This window comes from Streptomyces sp. YS415, from assembly GCF_023544665.1.
In the GTDB taxonomy this organism is placed as follows: Bacteria; Actinomycetota; Actinomycetes; order Streptomycetales; family Streptomycetaceae; genus Streptomyces.
In genome coordinates, this window is sequence record NZ_JAMJFL010000024.1 from 71,659 (window position 1) to 91,901 (window position 20,243).

General features: G+C 71.6%; 17 protein-coding genes and 1 tRNA gene. 5 read left to right on the forward strand and 13 right to left on the reverse strand.

The features are described 5' to 3' along the window. Positions 1–82 precede the first annotated feature (82 nt). A complete protein-coding gene (locus tag M8H82_RS26490; protein ID WP_250077554.1) occupies positions 83–3,322 on the forward strand; it encodes a S41 family peptidase in 3,240 nt (1,079 codons plus the stop codon). Positions 3,323–3,388: 66 nt separating this feature from the next. On the opposite strand, the gene M8H82_RS26495 is transcribed toward M8H82_RS26490, so the two are convergent. The 4 genes from M8H82_RS26495 to M8H82_RS26510 all read right to left on the reverse strand — a co-directional run bounded on the left by M8H82_RS26495 (position 3,389) and on the right by M8H82_RS26510 (position 6,985). Then, positions 3,389–3,568 carry a hypothetical protein gene (locus M8H82_RS26495; RefSeq protein ID WP_250077555.1) on the reverse strand — a complete coding sequence of 60 codons (180 nt, stop codon included), beginning with the start codon at positions 3,566–3,568 and terminating at the stop codon, positions 3,389–3,391. A 77-nt stretch (positions 3,569–3,645) separates the two neighbouring features. Next, a complete protein-coding gene (locus M8H82_RS26500) occupies positions 3,646–4,530 on the reverse strand; it encodes an SDR family oxidoreductase (RefSeq protein ID WP_250077556.1) in 885 nt (294 codons plus the stop codon). Continuing rightward, the gene (locus tag M8H82_RS26505; RefSeq protein WP_250077557.1) at positions 4,527–5,444 is read right to left on the reverse strand and encodes an alpha/beta fold hydrolase; all 918 of its coding nucleotides are present in this window, start codon (positions 5,442–5,444) and stop codon (positions 4,527–4,529) included. Before M8H82_RS26505 ends, M8H82_RS26500 begins: the two co-directional genes overlap by 4 nt. Then, positions 5,441–6,985: an NAD(P)/FAD-dependent oxidoreductase gene (locus M8H82_RS26510; RefSeq protein WP_250077558.1), complete on the reverse strand. Its 1,545-nt coding sequence runs from the start codon at positions 6,983–6,985 to the stop codon at positions 5,441–5,443. The genes M8H82_RS26505 and M8H82_RS26510 overlap by 4 nt, the downstream gene beginning before the upstream one ends. A 175-nt stretch (positions 6,986–7,160) precedes the next feature. Between M8H82_RS26510 and M8H82_RS26515 the strand changes: the two genes are divergently transcribed. Next, a complete protein-coding gene (locus M8H82_RS26515) occupies positions 7,161–7,781 on the forward strand; it encodes a MerR family transcriptional regulator (RefSeq protein ID WP_250077596.1) in 621 nt (206 codons plus the stop codon). A gap of 6 nt (positions 7,782–7,787) precedes the next feature. Here the strand turns inward: M8H82_RS26515 and M8H82_RS26520 are convergent, their stop codons facing one another. After that, on the reverse strand, positions 7,788–8,591 hold the full coding sequence (locus tag M8H82_RS26520; protein WP_250077559.1) for an exodeoxyribonuclease III: 804 nt from the start codon (positions 8,589–8,591) through the stop codon (positions 7,788–7,790). A gap of 68 nt (positions 8,592–8,659) precedes the next feature. On the opposite strand from M8H82_RS26520, the gene M8H82_RS26525 reads away from it, so the two are divergent. Then, on the forward strand, positions 8,660–9,142 hold the full coding sequence (locus M8H82_RS26525) for a GNAT family N-acetyltransferase (RefSeq protein ID WP_250077560.1): 483 nt from the start codon (positions 8,660–8,662) through the stop codon (positions 9,140–9,142). 116 nt (positions 9,143–9,258) lie between these two features. Here M8H82_RS26525 and M8H82_RS26530 read toward each other — a convergent pair. The 7 genes from M8H82_RS26530 to galU all read right to left on the reverse strand — a co-directional run bounded on the left by M8H82_RS26530 (position 9,259) and on the right by galU (position 14,766). Further along, positions 9,259–9,332 (reverse strand) — tRNA-Ala (locus M8H82_RS26530). A 59-nt stretch (positions 9,333–9,391) separates the two neighbouring features. Further along, on the reverse strand, positions 9,392–10,612 hold the full coding sequence (gene glpR, locus M8H82_RS26535; RefSeq protein ID WP_250077561.1) for a gephyrin-like molybdotransferase receptor GlpR: 1,221 nt from the start codon (positions 10,610–10,612) through the stop codon (positions 9,392–9,394). 173 nt (positions 10,613–10,785) lie between these two features. Further along, positions 10,786–11,367: a GNAT family N-acetyltransferase gene (locus M8H82_RS26540; RefSeq protein ID WP_250077562.1), complete on the reverse strand. Its 582-nt coding sequence runs from the start codon at positions 11,365–11,367 to the stop codon at positions 10,786–10,788. Between the two features lie 59 nt (positions 11,368–11,426). Continuing rightward, positions 11,427–11,942, reverse strand: coding sequence for a molybdenum cofactor biosynthesis protein B (locus M8H82_RS26545; protein ID WP_250077563.1), 516 nt, complete (start codon positions 11,940–11,942; stop codon positions 11,427–11,429). Next, positions 11,939–12,418: a cyclic pyranopterin monophosphate synthase MoaC gene (gene moaC, locus M8H82_RS26550; protein WP_250077564.1), complete on the reverse strand. Its 480-nt coding sequence runs from the start codon at positions 12,416–12,418 to the stop codon at positions 11,939–11,941. Before moaC ends, M8H82_RS26545 begins: the two co-directional genes overlap by 4 nt. A 117-nt stretch (positions 12,419–12,535) precedes the next feature. Next, entirely contained in the window at positions 12,536–13,858 is a 1,323-nt protein-coding gene (gene glp / locus M8H82_RS26555) for a gephyrin-like molybdotransferase Glp (RefSeq protein ID WP_250077565.1), read from the reverse strand. A 5-nt stretch (positions 13,859–13,863) separates the two neighbouring features. Further along, entirely contained in the window at positions 13,864–14,766 is a 903-nt protein-coding gene (gene galU / locus M8H82_RS26560; protein WP_250077566.1) for a UTP--glucose-1-phosphate uridylyltransferase GalU, read from the reverse strand. A gap of 93 nt (positions 14,767–14,859) precedes the next feature. On the opposite strand from galU, the gene M8H82_RS26565 reads away from it, so the two are divergent. Next, complete coding sequence (locus tag M8H82_RS26565; RefSeq protein ID WP_250077567.1) at positions 14,860–15,480, forward strand: 5-formyltetrahydrofolate cyclo-ligase; 621 nt, start codon at positions 14,860–14,862, stop codon at positions 15,478–15,480. 88 nt (positions 15,481–15,568) lie between these two features. Here the strand turns inward: M8H82_RS26565 and M8H82_RS26570 are convergent, their stop codons facing one another. Continuing rightward, positions 15,569–18,340 (reverse strand): penicillin acylase family protein, encoded by a 2,772-nt coding sequence (locus tag M8H82_RS26570; protein ID WP_250077568.1) that lies wholly within the window; start codon positions 18,338–18,340, stop codon positions 15,569–15,571. A gap of 216 nt (positions 18,341–18,556) precedes the next feature. Between M8H82_RS26570 and M8H82_RS26575 the strand changes: the two genes are divergently transcribed. Then, a complete protein-coding gene (locus tag M8H82_RS26575; protein ID WP_284049362.1) occupies positions 18,557–20,116 on the forward strand; it encodes a potassium/proton antiporter in 1,560 nt (519 codons plus the stop codon). The last annotated feature ends 127 nt before the right edge of the window (positions 20,117–20,243 follow it).

Consider the following 20,243-nt stretch of genomic DNA (forward strand, 5'->3'; position numbering starts at 1 on the left):
AACCGTTTCGTACGTGTCCTGGGTCACGCAGCCCCCTTTCGTACGAGTTGCTCCTGCCCATCCAGGGGCAAAGCATGAGGAGGTGAGCTATCTTCGCCTCCCTCATCTCAACGGTGACCTGCTGTGCTTCGTGGCCGAGGACGACCTCTGGCTGGCCCCCCTGGACGGACCCGGACGCGCCTGGCGGCTCACCGTGGACCGCACCAAGGCGGGCCACCCGCGCTTCTCCCCGGACGGCACGGAGATCGCGTACACGAGCTGGCGCAGTCTCGTCCCCGAGATCCACCTGGTCCCGACGGAGGGCGGACCGGCCCGCAGGCTGACCTACTGGGGCAGCCCGGACACCCAGGTCACCGGCTGGACCCCGCCGGACCAGGACGGGACGAGCGACATCCTCGCGGTCGCCTCACACGGCGAGCCCTTCTCGTACTTCACCTGGGCCTACAAGGTCTGCCCCGACGGCTCCCCCGGCCGCAAACTGCCCTGGGGGCCGGTCTCCGACCTCCAGGTCGCCGACCTGGACGGCGAGCGCAGGACCCTGCTCCTCACCGGCACCCCGCCGCACGAACCCGCCGCCTGGAAGCGCTACCGGGGCGGCGCCACGGGCCGCCTGTGGCTGCACGGCGAACGGCTGCTGGCCGACCTCGACGGCCATCTCGCCTGCCCCATGTTCGTCGGCGGCCGGATCGCCTTCCTCTCCGACCACGAGGGCGTCGGCAACCTCTACTCCTGCGCCCACGACGGCTCCGACCTGCGCCGGCACACCGACCACGACGCCTTCTACGCCCGGCACGCCGCCAGCGACGGCACCCGGGTGGTCTACCAGTGCGCGGGCGAACTGTGGATCGTGGACGGCCTGTCCGAGTCGGACAAGCCGCGCAGGCTCGACGTCCGGCTGAGCGGCCCGCGCGCGGGGCGGCGCCGCTACCAGGTGCCGGCCGCCCAGCACGTCGACGGCATCTCGGTCGACGAGACGGGCCGCGCGAGCGCCGTCGTCGTCCGCGGCAGCCTGTACTGGATGACCCACCGCGACGGTCCGGCCCGCACGATCACCGACACCCCGGGGGTACGGGTCCGGCTCCCCGAGATGCTCGGCTCGGTCGGCCAGGTCGCCTACGTCACCGACGCCGAGGGCGAGGACGCCGTCGAGATCGCCTACCTGCCCCGGGCGACCGGGGACCGCCCGCCGCGGCGGCTGGCCTCGGGCGAGCTGGGCCGGGTGCTGGAGCTGGTCTCCGACCCGGAGGGCGAGCGCCTGGCCGTCGCCGCGCACGACGGACGGCTCCTCCTCCTCGACGCCACCGAGGACTCGGGCGGCGAGGTGACCGAGCTGATCCGGTCGGACAACGGCCCGGTCCGCGACCTCGCGTTCTCCCCCGACGGCTGCTGGCTGACCTGGTCGCATCCCGGCATCGGCCGCTCCCTGCGCCAGATCAAGATGGCCCGGATCAAGGACCGGTTCGTCATCGACGTCACCAACGGCCGCTTCGAGGACGAGAACCCGGTCTTCACCAGCGACGGCCGCTATCTGGCGTTCCTGTCCTGGCGCGGCTTCGACCCGGTGTACGACGTCCACACCGGCGACCTGTCCTTCCCGCTCGGCTGCCGCCCCTACCTGGTGCCGCTCTCCTCGGCGACCCCCTCCCCGTTCGCCCTGAACCCGGAGGGCCGCCCGGCCGCCGGGGGCCTGGACCCCCTGGAGGAGGGCGGCGAGGGCGCCGCGGTGACCGTGGAGACCGAGGGCCTGGAGAGCCGGGTGACGCCGTTCCCGGTCGCCGCCTCCAAGTACTCGGCGCTGTACCCGGTGGCGGGCGGCGGCCTGGTCTGGCTGCGCTGGCCGATCTCGGGGGCGCTCGGCGAGACGTTCGCCAACCCCGACGACACCAGCGGGCGGCCGACCCTGGAGCACTTCCACATCAGCAAGGCGAAGAAGTCCGAACTCGTCGAGCACCTCGACTGGTTCGCGGTCAGCGGCGACGGCAGCCGGCTCGTCGTGGTCGACGAGGGCGAGCTGCGCGCGGTCCCCGCCACCGAGACCGGCGACAGCGACTCCACGGTGTGGATCGACGCCCGCCGCATCCTGCACGAGGTGGACCCCGCCGCCGAGTGGCGGCAGGCGTACGAGGAGGCGGGCCGGCTGATCCGCGCCTACTTCTGGGACCCCGGCATGTGCGGCATCGACTGGGACGCGGTGCTGGCGCAGTACCGGCCACTGGTGGAACGCGTCGCCTCCCCGGACGAGTTCGCCGATCTGCTCCGCGAGGTGCTGGGCGAGCTCGGCACCTCCCACGCCTACGTCGCCGCGGCCCGCCGCAACGAGGGCCCGCCCCACCACCAGCGCCGCCAGGGCCTGCTCGGCGCCAACCTGGTGCGCCGCGACCAGGGCTGGACGGTACGGCGCATCCTGCCCGGCGACTCCTCCGACTCCAAGGCCCGCTCCCCGCTCGCCGGCACGGGCATCCGCGAGGGCGCGGTGCTGACCCACGTCGACGGCCGCGAGGTCGACCCGGTGACGGGCCCCTATCCGCTGCTCGCGGGAGCGGGCGGTACGACGGTGGAGCTGACGTTCACCCCCGCGGAGGGCGAAGGACCCTCCCGCCGGGTCGCCGTGGTCCCGCTGGTCGACGAACGCCCGCTGCGCTACCAGGACTGGGTGGCCAAACGCCGTGAGGTCGTCCGGGAGTTGAGCGGCGGCCGCTGCGGCTATCTGCACATCCCCGACATGGGCGGCTCCGGGTGGGCCCAGTTCAACCGCGATCTGCGCATGGAGGTCTCCCGCCCCGCCCTGATCGTCGACGTCCGCGGCAACGCGGGCGGTCACATCAGCGAACTGGTGGTGGAGAAGCTGACCCGCACGATCCTCGGCTGGGACCTCACCCGCGACGCCCAGCCGGTGTCGTACGCCTCGAACGCCCCGCGCGGGCCGGTGGTGGCGCTGGCGGACGAGGCGACCTCCTCCGACGGCGACATGATCACGGCCGCCTTCAAGCTGCTGAAGCTCGGCCCGGTGGTGGGCCAGCGCACCTGGGGCGGAGTTGTCGGCATGACCGGCCGCCACCAGCTGGGCGACGGCACGGTGATCACGGTGCCGATGAACGCAGCCTGGTTCGACGCGTACGGCTGGTCCGTCGAGAACAAGGGCGTCACCCCCGACCTGGAGGTCCTGCGCACACCGCTGGACTGGGCGGAGGGCCGCAACACCCAGCTGGACGACGCGGTGCGGCTCGCGCTGGACCTCCTGGAGACCCACCCCCCGGCCAGCCCCCCGGACTGCTCGCAGGTACCGGACAGGTCGAGGCCGCAACTGCCGCCCAGGACCTGAGAAGGGGCGGACATGAGAAAGGGTGCCCTCCGATCGGGGGGCACCCTTTCCGCTCAGCGCGCAGCGTCAGGCGTCGAAGTCCTGGTCGAAGCGGTCGCGCTCCTCCGGCTGGCGGCGCTCCGGCTCCTCGTCGCGGTCCCGCTGCTTGCCGCGCTGCGAGGCCTGCTCGCGGGCCTGCTGCATCTTGTCCTTGGCCTGCTGCGAGAACTGCTCGGACTTCTCCTGGAACTGGTCCTTCATGCCCATGAGTTTTCACTCCCGTGATGGGTGAGGGGGATCAAGCTCGACCAGATTCACACGGCCCGTCACGCTTCGCATGTCGATCAGTTACGGTGCGTAGTCCTCTCCTGTTCGTCGGCCGCGCCGCCCGCCCCGACGAGCCCCATCCGCATCCCGTCCAGCCGGTCCGCGAACCGCCGCATCTCGCGCTGCCCGACGGTCCCGATGACCGCCGGCAGATACCCCCGCACGCCCTGCATCCCGCGCAGCCACCACTGGCCGTACACATGGCTCGAGCGCCGCTCGATACCGGCGACGATCCGGTCGACCGCGGGGCCCAGCGGATAGGTCTTGTTCGACGGCCACGGCAGCCGCTGCCGCAGTTCCCGCATCACGTCGTCCTGGTCGGCACCGCGCACCATGTCCGTGTCGGTCCAGGACAGATACCCCACGCCCACCCGCACGCCCTTGTAGCCGACCTCGGCGCGCAGGCTGTGCGCGTAGGCCTCCACGCCCGACTTGGACGCGCAGTAGGCGGTCATCATCGGCGCCGGGGTGATGGCGGCGAGGGAGGCGATCTGGAGCAGATAGCCGCGGCTCTCCATGAGCACCGGCAGGAACGCCCGCGCGGTCACCGCCGATCCGATGAGGTTCACCTCGATGACCCGCCGCCACGCCACCGGATCGGAGTCCACGAACGGCCCCCCGGAGGCGACACCGGCGTTGGCCACCACGATGTCGACCTTCCCGAACCGCTCCTTGACCTCCTGCGCGACCCGCGCCATCGCCTCGTGGTCGGTGACGTCGGCGTGCCAGTGGTCGCTCTCGCTGTGCAGCCGCTCGGAGACCTGCTTGAGCGCGTCCGGCTCCAGCCCGACCAGCGCCACCTTCGCCCCGCGCGCGGAGAGCTTGCGGGCGAGCAGTTCGCCCACGCCCCGCGCCGCTCCGGTGACGACGGCGACCTGTCCTTCGAGGCTCACCCTGCTCATGCGCCCTCCTTGATCTGTGCGTAAGTGACGACGAGTTCACGTATCCGGGCGCTGATCAGCTCGGGCGCCTCCACCGGCGTCATGTGCCCGACCCCGGGGAGCTCGGTGAGCCCGACGCAGGTGGGCAGCGCGGCGGCCAGCGACCGCGCGTGCACCGGCGGGGTGAGCCGGTCGGCGGTCCCGACGACGATCGCGGCCGGTACCGTCAACTCCCGGACGCCGTGGTCGAGATCGAGCAGATCCAGCACCTGCGACCAGGAGTGCCGCACCGCTCGCGGACAGGCGTGCACGATCCGCGCGCACGCCTCGACCATGTGCGGCGCCGAACCGGGCCCCATGGTGGCGTACTTGAGGATCCGCCGGGCGAGCGGAGTGACCGGCCCGAGCGGTGCCCGCGAGCCGAGCACCCGCTTGGTCAGCCACGTCCGCAGCCGCCCGGCCCGCATCGGTAGGACCGTGGCCTCGGCCACCAGCCGTGACGAGCCGGTGCTGCACAGCAGCACGGCGGCCGCGTGCTCCCGGAACGCCGGCCGGCCGGCCGCGGCCAGCACCGTCATCCCGCCCATCGAATGCCCCACCACGACCGCCTTCTCGGCCGGCGCGAGGGTCTCCTTCAGTACGGCTTCCAGGTCGTCGGCGAGCGCCTCGGTCCCGCAGGCCCGGCTCGCCGGGCTCCGTCCGTGGCCGCGCTGGTCGTAGGCGATGACCCGGTGGTCGGTGGCCAGCTCGCGTATCTGCGCCGCCCAGAAGGCGGTCGAGCAGGTCCAGCCGTGGGCGAGGACGACGGGGGGTGCGCCGTCGGGGCCATGCACCTCCACATGCAGGCCGGCGCCGTCGGCGGAGGTCGCGGTGAGGACGCGGGCCGGGGTGGGCGGGGCGTAGGGGCCGGAGCTCACGTGCATCAGGCGGCTCATGCGTCCACCTCCGAGCGCTCGCCCGCCTCTGCGGACTGCTCGGCCACGGCACTCGGCGCGTCCTCGTGCTCCCCGGGGCGCACGACGGTGTACTCCGCGAGATCCACCCGCCGGGTCGCACGCCGGAACTCGCTCGTCGTGCCCGGCCAGACGGTGGTGTTGCGCCCGTTCTCGTCCAGGTACCAGCTGGTGCAGCCGCCGGTGTTCCACACGGTGCGCTGCATCCGCTCCTGCACACGCCGGTTCCAGGCGTGCACGGCGCTCGCGCGGGCGTCGAGTGCGACCCGGCCGCCGAGCACGTCCAACTGCCGCATGAAGTCGGCGAGGTAGTTGAGCTGGCTCTCGATCATCAGGATCATCGACGAGTTGCCGAGCCCCGTGTTGGGCCCGATGATCGTCATCCAGTTCGGGAACCCGGCGGCGGACGCGCCCCGCAGCGCCTCCATGCCGCCCTTCCACGACTCGGCGAGCGTCTGCCCGTCGGCGCCCACGACCCGGTCCGCGATGGGCATGTCGGTGACGTGGAAGCCGGTGCCGAAGACGATCGCGTCGACCTCGGCCTCGGTGCCGTCGGCGGCGACGACCGTCGAGCCGCGGATCTCGGCGAGCCCACTGGCGACGACGTCGACGTTGGGCCGGGCGATCGCCGGGTAGTACTCGCTGCTGAGCAGGATCCGCTTGCAGCCGATGCGGTAGTCGGGGGTGAGCTTGGCGCGCAGGGCCGGGTCCTTGATGGCGCGGGCCATGTTCTGCTTGGCCAGCTTCTCCACCAGGCCCAGTTCGTTCGGGCGCTTGGTGAAGGCCTGGACCTGCATCTCCCGGATGCCCCACAGCAGACCGCGCCGGGCCTGGGTGGTGAAGGGCAGCCGCCGGTGCAGCCAGCGCTCCGCCCCGCTGATCGCGCGGTCCATGCGCGGCATCACCCACGGCGGAGTGCGCTGGAAGAGGGTGAGCCGGGAGACCTCCGGCTGGATGGCCGGCACGATCTGGATGGCGGAGGCGCCGGTGCCGACCATCGCGACGCGCTTGCCGCGCAGGTCGTAGTCGTGGTCCCAGCGGGCGGAGTGGAAGACCTTGCCGGGGAAGGAGTCGAGACCCGGGACGTCCGGCATCTTGGGGTCGGACAGCGGCCCGGTCGCGGAGACGACGACGTCGGCGGAGAGGTTCCCGCTGGTGGTCTCGATGTCCCAGCACAGCCGCTCGGCGTTCCACGCCATCCGCTTCACCTCCGAGTCGAAGCGGATGTGCGGGCGCAGCCGGAAGACGTCCGTGACGTGCTCCAGGTAGGCGCGGATGTGCTCCTGGCCGGAGAAGGTGCGCGGCCAGTCCGGGTTCGGCGCGAAGGAGAAGGAGTACAGGTGGGACGGGACGTCACAGGCGCAGCCGGGATAGCTGTTGTCCCGCCAGGTGCCGCCGACGCTCGACGCCCGCTCCAGGACGACGAAGTCGGTGACGCCCTCCCGCCGCAGCCGCACCGCGGCCCCGAGCCCTCCGAACCCGGACCCGACCACCGCCACCCGTACATGCTCGTGTTCGGTCATCCCGACACCCTCCAGCGCCATACGACTCTGCCAGTGAACACTGGCACAGTCGGAGGGTAGAGCAGCTCCGTACTCATGGGTAGGGGGTGGGCGAAGGAAAGTTACCCCCGGTACGCCATAGGCTTCCCGCGTGGCAGAAGACGCTGGACGACCCGAGGGCCGACACGAGTACCGCATGGAGGAGCTGGCCCGGCTGGCCGGCATCACCGTGCGCACGCTGCGCTTCTACCGCGAACGGGGGCTCATCCCGCCACCCCGCCGCGAGGGCCGCATCGCCTGGTACGACGAACGCCACCTGGCGCGGCTGCGCACCATCTCGGCCCTGCTGGAACGCGGCCACACCCTCAGCGGCATCGCGGACCTCGCCGAGGCCTTCGACCACGGCCGGGACGTCGCCGACCTGCTCGGCATGGACACCCCCACGGAGGAGGTCCCGGTCCGCCTCACCCCCGAGGAACTCGCCGACCGCTTCGCCGGCGAGGTCACTCCAGAGAACTTCGCCGCCGCCCTGGAACTCGGCTATCTCGCCACCGACGGCCAGGACATCGTCCACATCAGCGGCCGGCTGCTGGACGTGTCGGCGGCCCTGGTCCGCGAGGGCATCCCGCTCGCCGAGGTCCTCGCCGCGGGCAAGGAACTGCGCGTCCACGCCGACGTCCTCGCCGACCTCTTCGCCGACCTGATCCTGCGCCACGCCGGCGAGGAGGACCTCCCCCGGCTGCGCCCCCTCGCCAAGAGCGTGGTGGAGGCGGAGCTGTCCCTGGCCCTGGACAGGAGGCTGCGCAAACGGTCGTAGCGCCGGCTAGCGGTCGTAGACCACCGTGACCGGCGCATGGTCGGACCAGCGCTCCGCGTGGCTGGCCGCACGCTCCACGAACCCCTTGACCGCCCGGTCCGCGAGCCCCGGGGTGGCCATCTGGTAGTCGATGCGCCAGCCCGTGTCGTTGTCGAAGGCCCGCCCCCGGTACGACCACCAGGAGTACGGCCCCTCGGCGTCCGGGTGCAGGGCGCGCACGACGTCGACGTACCCGCCCTCGGCCGGGTCGAGCACCCGCCCGAGCCACTCGCGCTCCTCGGGCAGGAACCCGGAGCTCTTGGTGTTGCCGCGCCAGTTCCGCAGGTCCGCCCGCTGGTGGGCAATGTTCCAGTCGCCGCAGACCACGACCTCGCGCCCGTCGGCGGCGGCGCGCTCGCGCAGCTCCTTGAGGTGGGCCAGGAACTCGCCCATGAAGCGGACCTTCTCGTCCTGGCGCTCGGTGCCGACCTCCCCGGAGGGCAGGTACAGGGAGGCGACCGTCACACCGGGCAGGTCGGCCTCGACGTACCGTCCGCTCGCGTCGAACTCGCTCGACCCGAAGCCGACCCGGACCCGGTCGGGCTCGCGGCGCGTGTAGAGGGACACCCCCGCCCGGCCCTTGGCGGCGGCGGGCGCGTGCACGGCGTGCCAGCCCTCGGGCGCGCGCACGGCCTCCGGCAGTTGCTCGGGCTCGGCGCGCACCTCTTGGAGGCACAGCACATCGGCGGCGGTCGCGGCGAGCCACTCGACGAAGCCCTTCTTCGCGGCGGCACGCAGCCCGTTCACATTTACGGAGGTCACAGTGAGCACCCGGGCACGATACCGGCACACTGGACCGAGTCCAGATTCCGACTTCCCATGAATGTACGGTTGCCCGCATGCACATACGTCGCGTCCCCTTCGACCACCCCGACGCCGTCAAGCTCAACGACGCCGTCCAGGCCGAGTACGACGTCCGCTACGGGGACGGCGGTGACGCCACTCCCATGGACCCGGCCGACTTCGAACCGCCGAACGGCGTGTACCTGATCGCCTACGACGCGTACGACTCCCCGGTCGCCTCGGGCGGCTGGCGCGTCCGCGACGCGAACGGCGAGGGCAACCTCGACGGGGACGCCGAGCTGAAGCGGATGTATGTGATCGACGCCATGCGCGGCCGGGGCCTCGCCCGGCGCATCCTCGCCGCCCTGGAGGAGGACGCCCGCGCGGCGGGCAGGCTGCGCATGGTGCTGGAGACGGGCACCAAGCAGCCGGAGGCCGTCGCCCTGTACCGGTCCAGCGGTTACGAGCCGTGCACGAAGTTCGGCTACTACCGCTTCCACGAACTGAGCCTGTGCTTCGCCAAGCCGCTCACGCCCTGAAGCGGGCCAGCCACCCGCGGACCGGGTGGAGTTGGACACACAAAAGATCCCGCCCGATCAACCGATCGGACGGGATCTCGTCAACTGCCCGGATTTCTCAGGTGCAGTTGTTGCGGTGGACCTGAGGGGATTCGAACCCCTGGCCCCCTCGATGCGAACGAGGTGCGCTACCGGACTGCGCCACAGGCCCTTGCAACGAGTGAAACTCTAGCATCCCGATCCGCCCGCCTGGAAATCCGTTCCGGGCCCCTACTCGTTGGCCGCGCGCGGTCGCCCGCCGTCCTCGTACTGGTCGAACAGCGGCGTGCGTCCCCGCTCACGGGCCCGCCGGGCGGACGCGGCCCGGCGGGCGTCACTGCGCCCGCCGCCGTCCGCCCGCTCCTCGTCGGCCGCCGCCTCCGACTCCTCGGCCGCGGCCGCGCGGGACTCCGCCTCCTGCTCCGGCGCGACCGCACTGGAGCGGGCCGAGCTCCACGCGTCCGGCGCCCCGAGGTCCACATCGGCGGTGGCCCGCGGCGCGACCGGCGCGGTCACGTACGTCGGGAGGGGTACCGGCACCGGGTCCCAGCTGTCGCCCTGCCCCGGCCGCCGCTGGCGCTCGCGCTGCTGATCGACCCACTCGGCGTGATCGGTCTGCTCGACGAGCGCCCGCCGGTCCGCGGCCAGCGCGGACAGCCCCGGGTCGGTCTCCGGAGCGGGGCCTTCGCCGGGCTCGTCCGTCTGCGCGCCGCTGTCGGCGGGCGCCCGCCGACGCGGCTGGCGCGCGCGCTCCTTCAGCCGCTGCGCGGCGACCTCGGCACGGCGGCGGTCCATCTGGTAGGCGAAGCGGCGGCGCTCCTGGCTGCGCAGATACGCGATGTACGCGCTGAGCAGCACGGCGGGCACGCCGGGCGCCCACAGGAACGCGAGCCCGCCGACGGCGGCGACGATCGTGCCGCAGGTGAAGGCGAGGAAGAGCATCACGGTGGTACGCCGTCGGCGGGCGAGCGCCTTGGAGCGCCGGGCGCGCGCCGCGGCCGCCTCCGCGGCGGCGGTGGGCGGTGTGCGCCGTGCCGCCGGGACGGCCTTTTGCGCCGTGGGGGGCTGCTGCGCCGGGACGGGTTCGGGCGCCGGCGCGGCGGTCTGCGCGCGCACCGGTTCGGCCCGTTCCTGCTCCTCCGCGCGCGGGGGCACCACTGCCTGTGCCTGGGGGCGCGTCGGAGGCATGGCGAAGGCCCGGACGTCCACCGATGCGGTGACGCCGTCCGGGTCGACGGCGCTGGGCTCCCCCTCGTCGGCGGAGCGTGCGCGCAGGTCCTTGGCGTACCGGCGCTCCATCCCCGCCCGTCCGGACAGCAGCCGGATGGCGGTGCTGAAGCGTTCCGTCGGACGGGCCTCGTTCAGCTCGTCCTGCCTACGGAGCCACATCGGCACCAAGTAGGCGGCCCAGGCCCCGACAATGACTGCGTAGATGAGGCCGCTGCTGCTCACGCCTCACACGGTAGAGGGGTTTGTGTGAGGCCATCTGCCAATTGAGCCGGTGTGTCGCACGATCTGGCTGATATTTCGAAATTTTTTTGTGATCGATGCGATCAGCAGGTCGCAGAGGATGCGTAATTCAGAGTGCCGATGTGATCACACAGCGATCAATTTCGAACAGATATTCAATTACCGGGGTTGTGCTGGATTCCCCTGCGTGCGCGCTGCGTCCGGTGCCAGCGGCTCAGCAGACCGTCGGGCACCTCTTCCGCCGTCAGGGCGAAGACGAGATGGTCGCGCCAGGCGCCGTCGATGTGGAGATAACGGGGCCGGAGCCCCTCCTCGCGGAATCCGAGTTTCTCCACCACCCGGCGGCTCGGTCCGTTCTCCGGGCGAATGCAGACCTCGACGCGGTGCAGTCCGACGGTGCGGAAACAGTGGTCCACCACGAGCGCCACGGCCGTCGGCATCACTCCGCGGCCGGCGACGCTCTCGTCCACCCAGTAGCCGACGTGCCCCGAGCACATGGAGCCCCAGGTGATCCCGGCGACCGTCAACTGCCCCACCAGACGGCCCTCGTACTCGATGACGAAGGGCAGCATGCGGCCCGCGTTCGCCTCGGAGCGCAGATGCCGGACCATCTGGCGGTAGGTCGGCCGGTGCGTGACCGGCCCGCTGGGCGTGGGCGGCGGAATGGTCGCCTCCCAGGGGCGCAGCCAGTCCCGGTTGCGCCGGTTGACCTCGCGCCAGGCCCGTTGGTCGCGCATCTTTATCGGCCGGAGGACGACACCGCCGTCCGCCAGTACGACGGGCCAGGAGGGGCTGTTCAGCTCGCACCCCCACTGCCGGCGCCGGGTCTGGGGTGATCGCCGCCGCGGATCTGGTCGACGGCGTGGACCAGCAGGGGTTCGAGGACGGCGAGTCCGTCCTTCACCCCGCCGGTGGAGCCCGGCAGGTTGATGATCAGCGTGCGTCCTGCGACCCCGGCCAGTCCCCGGGAGAGGGCGGCGGTCGGCACCTTGTCGCGTCCGAACGCCCGGATCGCCTCCGCGATGCCCGGCACCTCGTGGTCGATCACCGCGCGGGTCGCCTCGGGCGTCCGGTCGGTCGGCGAGATGCCGGTGCCGCCGGTGGTGACGACGACGTCGTACCCGGCGTCCACGGCGGCGCGCAGCGCGGCCTCCACGGGGTCCCCGTCGGGCACCACCTGGGGGCCGTCCACGGCGAACCCGAAGCCGGTGAGCCCCGCGGCGATCAGCGGGCCGCCCTTGTCCTCGTAGACGCCCGCGGAGGCCCGGTTGGAGGCGGTCACGACCAGGGCGCGGCGGGTCCCGGCGGTCATGCCCGGCTCCAGTCGCCCGACTTGCCGCCCGTCTTCTCCTCGACCCGTACGTCGGTGATGACCGCTCCCTTGTCGACCGCCTTGACCATGTCGATCACGGTGAGCGCGGCGACGGAGACCGCGGTGAGGGCCTCCATCTCGACGCCCGTGCGGTCGGTGGTCCTGACGGTGGCCAGGATCTCCACGGCGTCGTCCGCGACCGACAGGTCCAGTTTCACACCCGACACCGACAACGGGTGGCACAGCGGGATCAGGTCCGGCGTGCGCTTGGCGCCCATGATGCCCGCGATCCGCGCGGTGGCCAGCGCGTCGCCCTTGGGGACGCCCTCGCCGCGCAGCAGCTCGATCACCCGGGGCGAGACCAGGACGCGCCCGCTCGCGCGGGCGGTGCGCGCCGTCACGTCCTTCTCCGATACGTCGACCATGCGGGCCGCGCCCGCCTCGTCGATGTGCGTCAGTCGGTCCTGCGTACTCATGCTGTGTGGCGCTCCCGGTCCGGGCCCGTGGCGGTGCGGCGCTGGGCCTGCTGTGCGCGACACGGTACCGCCAAGTCGGCGCGCGCACCGGAGCAGCACCGGCACGCGCGCGTGCGCTCAGCCGAGCAGGACGACCTCGACCTCGGCGCCGGGCTCCACGGACTCGGTGTCCTCGGGGACGACGATCAGCGCGTCGGCGTGCGCGAGGGCGGCGACCAGATGCGATCCGGCGCCGCCGACCGGGGTCACGGCACCGTCGGCGTACAGCCCGCGCAGGAACTGCCGGCGCCCCTTCGGCGAGGTCAGCGCCTTGTCCGCGGTGAGGGTCGCCGTCGCGCGCGGCCGGTGGACGTCCTTCAGGCCCATGAGCGTGCGGATCGCGGGACGGACGAACAGCTCGAAGGAGACGTACGAGGAGACGGGGTTGCCGGGGAGGGCCAGCAGCGGCGTGTGGTCGGGGCCGATGGAGCCGAAGCCCTGGGGCTTGCCGGGCTGCATGGCGAGCTTGCGGAAGTCGATGCCGCTGCCCGCCTCGTCCTCGTCGGCGACGGACTGCAGCGCCTCCTTGACGACGTCGTACGCCCCGACGCTCACCCCGCCGGTGGTGACCATGAGGTCGGCGCGCACCAGCTGGTCCTCGATGGTGTCGCGGAGCGTCTCGGCGTCGTCGGCGACGGCGCCCACGCGGTAGGCGATGGCACCGGCGTCCCGGGCGGCCGCGGTGAGGGCGAAGCTGTTGGAGTCGTAGATCTGGCCGTCGCGCAACTGCTCGTCGGGCTGGACGAGTTCGCTGCCGGTGGACATCACGACCACGCGCGGGCGCGGGCGCACACGGACCGTGCCGCGGCCGATCGCGGCGAGCAGCGCGATCTGCGGCGGGCCGAGGACGGTGCCGGCCTCCAGGGCGCGGTCACCGGCCTTCACGTCGCTGCCCTTGGCGCGCACATGCGCGCGTGCCCCGGCGGGCCGGTACACGTGCACGTCTCCGGAGGCGCCCTCGGGGGCGAGACTGCGCGCGCGCATCCCGGCCACCGGGCCCTCGCCGAGGCCGCCGTCCGTCCACTCGACGGGGACGACCGTCTCCGCGCCGGGCGGCAGCGGGGCGCCGGTCATGATGCGGGCGGCCTGGCCCGGGCCCACCCGGAGCAGCTCCGCCTGTCCCGCGGCGACGTCCCCGACGACCTCCAGGACCGCCGGGAACTCCTCGCTCGCGCCCGCGACATCGGCGACCCGCACCGCGTACCCGTCCATGGAGCTGTTGTCGAACGGCGGCAGGGAGACCGGCACCGTCACGTCCTCGATCAGGACACAGCCCTGGGCGTCGAGGAGTTGCAGCTCGATGGGTTCGAGGGGGCGGACGGTCGCGAGGATGTCCTCCAGGTGCTCGTCCACCGACCACAGGTGGTCCCGGCCGGTGGTGCGGGGCGCGGCGCTGCTCAAAGTGGCTACATCTCCTCGGCTACGTAACTGCGAAGCCAGGTCCGGAAGTCCGGGCCCAGGTCTTCACGTTCGCATGCGAGTCTGACAATGGCACGCAGGTAGTCGCCACGGTCACCGGTGTCATAGCGGCGCCCCTTGAAGACGACGCCGTGCACCGGGCCGCCGACCTTCTCGTCCTCGGCGAGCTGCTGGAGGGCGTCGGTGAGCTGGATCTCGCCGCCGCGACCGGGCTCGGTCTTGCGCAGTATGTCGAAGATGTGCGGGTCGAGGACGTACCGGCCGATGATCGCGTAGTTCGACGGGGCGTCCGCGGCATCGGGCTTCTCCACCATGCCGGTCACCTTGACGACGTCGCCGTCCTGGGTGGGCTCGACGGCCGCGCAGCCGTAGAGGTGGATCTGCTCGGGAGCGACCTCCATGAGCGCGATGACGCTGCCGCCGTGCAGCTCCTGCACCTCGACCATGCGCTTGAGGAGCGGGTCGCGCGGGTCGATGAGGTCGTCGCCGAGGAGGACGGCGAAGGGCTCGTGGCCCACGTGCGGGGCCGCGCACAGCACGGCGTGGCCGAGGCCCTTGGGGTCGCCCTGGCGGACGTAGTGCATGGTCGCGAGGTCGCTGGACTCCTGCACCTTGGCGAGCCGGTCGGCGTCGCCCTTCTTCTGAAGGGCCGACTCCAGCTCGTAGTTGCGGTCGAAATGGTCCTCCAGGGGGCGCTTGTTGCGGCCCGTGATCATGAGGACGTCGTCGAGGCCCGCCGAGACGGCCTCTTCGACCACATACTGGATCGCCGGCTTGTCGACGACCGGCAGCATCTCCTTGGGAGTGGCCTTGGTGGCCGGCAGAAACCGGGTGCCCAGACCTGCTGCGGGAATGACAGCCTTGCTGATCCGAGGGTGCGACTGAGTCATGCCCGCAACCTTATCCGGTGCCTTTGCAGGGAATCTGTGGCTCCGGTTTGTTGGCTCTCATATGAGCGTATTGGAAGGGTACGGGTGCGACCGTTGAGTCAGATCGGACGTCCGGCTGAGCCTGACAAGCGAACGTTGCGGCGGGACTTCCTCGCGGTGAGAAGCAGGTTGACGGCCGATGACGTGCGGGAGTCCGGGGTCGCGCTGGCGGACCGGGCGCTGCGGCTGCCCGAGTTGGCGCGGGCGCGCACGGTGGCGGCGTACGTCTCCGTGGGGAGCGAGCCGGGCACGCCGGCGCTGCTGGACGCGCTGCGCGCGCGGGGCGTGCGCGTCCTGCTCCCCGCCCTCCTGCCCGACAACGACCTCGACTGGGGCGTGTACACCGGCGAGAGCTCTCTCGCGCCGGTCCGGCACGGCGAACGGATGACCCTCCTCGAGCCGTCCGGGGAACGCCTCGGACCGGACGCCGTGACCACCGCGGACGTGGTGCTGCTGCCCGGGCTCGCGGTGGACGCGCGCGGCATGCGCCTGGGCCGCGGCGGGGGCTCCTACGACCGGGTGCTCGCCCGCCTGGAGCGCGCGGACGCGCACCCGGCGCTGGTGGTGCTGCTGTACGACACGGAGGTCGTCGAGCGGGTCCCTGCGGAGGCGCACGACCGGCCGGTGCAGGCGGTGGTGACGCCGTCGGGCGTACGCCGCTTCCCGGCGCCCTGAGCCGCCCGTTCGGGCCCGCAGCCCGCATAGGCGAAAGGGCCCTCCACGCGCGTGTGGAGGGCCCTTTCGTTCGGTCACCGGCCGCCGGTCACGGCTTCAGGACCAGGGAGTCGCTCGTGCTCTTGTCGACCGCGCCGTCGGAGAAGGACCAGTCCAGCAGCTCGCCGTCGGCCCACTTGTCCGTCTGGTCGGTGTAGTGGGCGCTGTAGGCGTGCCCGGAGGCGCCGGTGAGGTTGATCCACTTCGACTTGTCGAGGTCGCCGAGGTTGACCACCATCCGCATCGACGGCACCCAGACGACGCCGTAGCCGCCGGCGGCGTTCCAGCCGGTGGCGTTGACCGCCGCCTCGCCGCCGCTGAGCTTCCACGGGCCGCGGTTGAGGACGTACTGGAGGAAGCCGGGGCCGTCGGTGCCCAGGGTCTGGTTCTTCAGGAACAGGCGGTGCAGCCGGCCCCAGCTCCAGGTGTCGATGTCCTTGCCGAGCTTGGCGGTCAGCTCCCAGCGGGCGTCGATCATGGCGCGCACGAACAGCTCGTCACGGTTGTCGGCCTTGGGGCGGGTGCCCGACTTCGGCGTCTTCCACCAGTCGCTCTTCTCGTCGTCCATGAGGGTGCGGACGACCTCGAACCAGCGGTCGCCGCCGTCCGGCTGGGCCTGCTCGGCGTCGCGCTGGCCGCACTCGCGGACCTTCTCCGTCTCGTCCGCCGGGCCGGTGGTGTTCACCGGGTCGACCCACAGGCACTGGCCCTTGACCCGCACTTCCTTGGGCAGCTTGTGGCTGAAGGCGAGCTTGAGGATGTTGCGCCAGACCGAGTTGAAGTAGGCGGCGGCGGCCGAGTCGGCGTCCTGGGTGTAGTCCCAGCCCTCGAGGAGCTTCTGGGCCTCGCGGACGTCCTTGTCGGCGATGTCCAGCTTCAGCAGCTTCGGCACCAGCAGCTTCGCGATCTCGCTGCTGTTGTCGAGCTGCATCTGGCGCATGTCGTCGGTGGAGATCTTGCCGCCGTCGTCCGTCTTCGACTTGATCAGGTCGATGATGCGCTGGCTGCGCGTGCCGTAACCCCAGTCGGTGGTGAGCGTGTGGGGGTACTTGTCCTCGTCGATCACGGCCTGGTTGGCGGTGACGATGTACCCGCGCGCGGGGTCGAACTCGAAGGGCAGCTCGTCCTGCGGGACGTAGCCGGTCCAGCGGTACTTGGAGTCCCAGCCGGGCTGCGGGATCGAGCCGTCGACGTTCTCCGCGCGCGTGGGGATCTTTCCGGGCAGGGTGTAGCCGATGTGGCCCTCGGTGTCGGCGTAGACCAGGTTCTGCGAGGGCACGTCGAACAGGGCGGCGGCGGCGCGGAAGTCGCTCCAGTTCGCCGCCCGGTTCATCGCGAAGACGGCGTCCATGGAGGTGCCCGGGTCCAGGGCGGTCCAGCGCAGGGAGATGCCGTACCCGTCGCCGCGGTCGGGCGCCGAAGTGTCGACGGCGGCCTTCTTGCCGACCTTGACCAGTTCGTCGCTGCGGTCGGAGAGCAGCGGACCGTTGTTGGTCGCACGGACCACGATCTTCTTGGGGCTGCCGCCGGCGACCTCGATGGTCTCCTCGCGGGTGGTGAACGGCTTGACCTTGCCGTCGTACTGGTAGCCGTCGCCGGTGAGCTTCTCCAGGTACAGGTCGGTGACGTCGACACCGGAGTTGGTCATGCCCCAGGAGATGTCCCGGTTGTGGCCGATGATCACACCGGGCAGGCCCGCGAAGGTGTAACCGGTGACGTCGTACTGGCACTTGCTGGAGACGCTGCGGCAGTGCAGGCCCATCTGGTACCAGACGGACGGCAGCGACGCCGACAGGTGCGGGTCGTTGGCCAGCAGCGGCTTGCCGGTGATGGTGTGCTCGCCGGAGACGACCCAGGAGTTGGAGCCGATGCCGTTGCCGTTCACGCCGACGGCCGTGGGCAGGTCCTCCAGGACGTCGTAGAGGCCCGAGAGCTGGCTCTGCAGGCCCGTGGTGCCGTCCGTGGCGGTTCCGGCCGCGGAGGCGTCCCCGGCGGACGCTCCGGCCCCGGCGGTGCCGCCGGACGTGCCGCTCCCCTGTCCGTACGTCCCGGTCAGCTCGTCGTACTGGCCTTCCTGGACGATCGCCTTGTTGCGGTCGTAGGGGTACTGCGGGTAGAGGTCCTCGATCTGCCGCGGGCCCAGGCGGCTGGTCAGCAGGGCCCGGTCGATCTCGTCCTCCATGTTCCCGCGCAGGTCCCAGGCCATCGCCTTCAGCCACGAGACCGAGTCGACCGGGGTCCACTGCGCGGGCTTGTAGTCGTTGGCGAAACCGAGGGCGGCGTACTCCAGGGAGAGCTCCTTGCCCTCCTTGCCCGCCAGGTAGGCGTTGACGCCCTTGGCGTACGCCTGGAGGTACTTCTTGGTGGCGTCCGACAGCTTGGTGTCGTACTCCTTCTTCGCGACCCGGTCCCAGCCCAGGGTGCGCAGGAACTCGTCGTTGTCGACCTGGCTCTTGCCGAACATCTCCGACAGGCGCCCGGACGTCATGTGACGGCGCACGTCCATCTCGTAGAACCGGTCCTGCGCCTGGACGTAGCCCTGCGCCATGAACAGGTCCTCGTCGGAGGAGGCGTAGATCTGCGGGATGCCGTAGCCGTCGCGCTTCACGTCGACCGGGCCCGACAGGCCCTCGAGCGAGATCGACCCCTTGGTCTGCGGGAAGGAGGCGCGAACGGTACTGATCGACCAGTACGCCCCGTACGCGACGCCTCCGATGATGGCCAGCACGAGCACGAGGACGACCAGACGGGCTTTGCGCCCCTTCTTCCTGCCGGACTTGCCGGGCTGCTGACCCGTAGAGGCGGTGGTGTTGGGGGGCATCGCTGTCCTTGCTGTCCTAACGCGAGCGGCAGGCGGGGCTGTGACTTTGAATGAGCGCTGGAGCAACCATAGGCGCAGGGCCCGGCGCCACTTGACGCGGAGTGGGGAACCAGGACGGACGAGCGTTCGATCGCGACCGGCGAAGCGTCAAGAAATCGTCAAGAGTTAGGTAAGGTAACGAAGTAGTTGGGTACGGAGTCCGCCACTTCGTGTCCTATGTACGGAGCTCACGCGCTCGTGCCCGTGAGCCAGGGAAGGGAACGGCCGCTGACTGTCCACGACCTCAACGAGCTCCTGCTCGTCTGCTCACTCGTCCTGCTCGTCGCCGTCGCAGCGGTCCGGATCTCCTCGCGCAGCGGGCTCCCCAGCCTGCTCGTGTACCTGGGGATCGGCGTCGCCATGGGCCAGGACGGCATCGGCGGCATCAAGTTCGACAACGCCGAGCTGACGCAGGTCATCGGGTACGCGGCCCTGGTCGTGATCCTCGCCGAGGGCGGTCTGGGCACGAAGTGGAAGGAGATCAAGCCGGCCCTTCCCGCGGCCTCCGCGCTCGCGCTGGTCGGCGTCGCGGTGAGCGTCGGCGTGACCGCGACGGCCGCGCACTACCTGACCGGTCTCGAGTGGCGCCAGGCGCTCATCGTCGGGGCCGTGGTGTCCTCCACCGACGCGGCGGCGGTCTTCTCCGTCCTGCGGAAGATCCCGCTCCCCGCGCGCGTGATGGGCACCCTGGAGGCGGAGTCCGGCTTCAACGACGCCCCCGTGGTCATCCTCGTGGTCGCGTTCTCGCACGCCGGTCCCGTCGAGCACTGGTACGTGCTGGTCGGCGAGATACTGCTGGAGCTGGCCATCGGCGCCGCCCTCGGCATCGCGGTGGGCTGGCTGGGCGCCTGGGGCCTGCGCCATGTGGCGCTGCCCGCCTCCGGCCTCTACCCGATCGCCGTCATGGCCATCGCCGTCGTCGCGTACGCGGCGGGCGCCCTGGCCCACGGCAGCGGCTTCCTGGCGGTCTACCTCGCCTCCATGGTGATGGGCAACGCCCGGCTGCCCCACTGGCCGGCCACCCGCGGCTTCGCCGACGGGCTCGGCTGGATCGCCCAGATCGGCATGTTCGTCCTGCTCGGCCTCCTGGTCACCCCGCACGAACTGGGCGACGACATCCTGCCCGCCCTCGTCATCGGCCTGGTGCTGACGATGATCGCCCGCCCGCTGAGCGTGGTGCTCTGCCTCACGCCGTTCCGGGTGCCCTGGCAGGAGCAGGCCCTGATGTCCTGGGCCGGTCTGCGCGGCGCCGTGCCCGTCATCCTGGCGACCATCCCGATGGTCGGCGGCGTCGAGGGCAGCCGCCGGATCTTCAACATCGTCTTCGTCCTGGTCGTCGTCTACACCCTGATCCAGGGCCCGACCCTGCCCTGGCTGGCCCGCAAGCTGCACCTGGGCCAGGACGCGGACGCCGCCGCCGACCTCGGCATCGAGTCGGCACCGCTGGAGCGGCTGCGGGGACACCTGCTGTCGCTCGTGATCCCGCCGGACTCGAAGATGCACGGCGTCGAGATCAACGAGCTGAGGCTGCCCCCCGGCGCCGCCGTCACCCTGGTCGTGCGGGAGGGGACGTCGTTCGTGCCCCTGCCCACGACGGTGCTGCGGCGCGGGGACGAACTGCTCGTGGTCGCCACCGACCCGGTGCGGGACGCCGCCGAGCGGCGCCTGCGGGCCGTGGGCCGCGGCGGCAAGCTGGCCGGGTGGCTGGGGACGAACGGGGACACCCCCGACCGTTGACACCTTTTCGCCCTGTTCACACCCCCCTCTATTCACAGGCGCTCCGGCGCTGTGGTGCTCGTTTTCACAGGGTCACGACCCGCTGATCCCTGTACGATGAAGGCGCACTTTGATCGAACCAACTCTG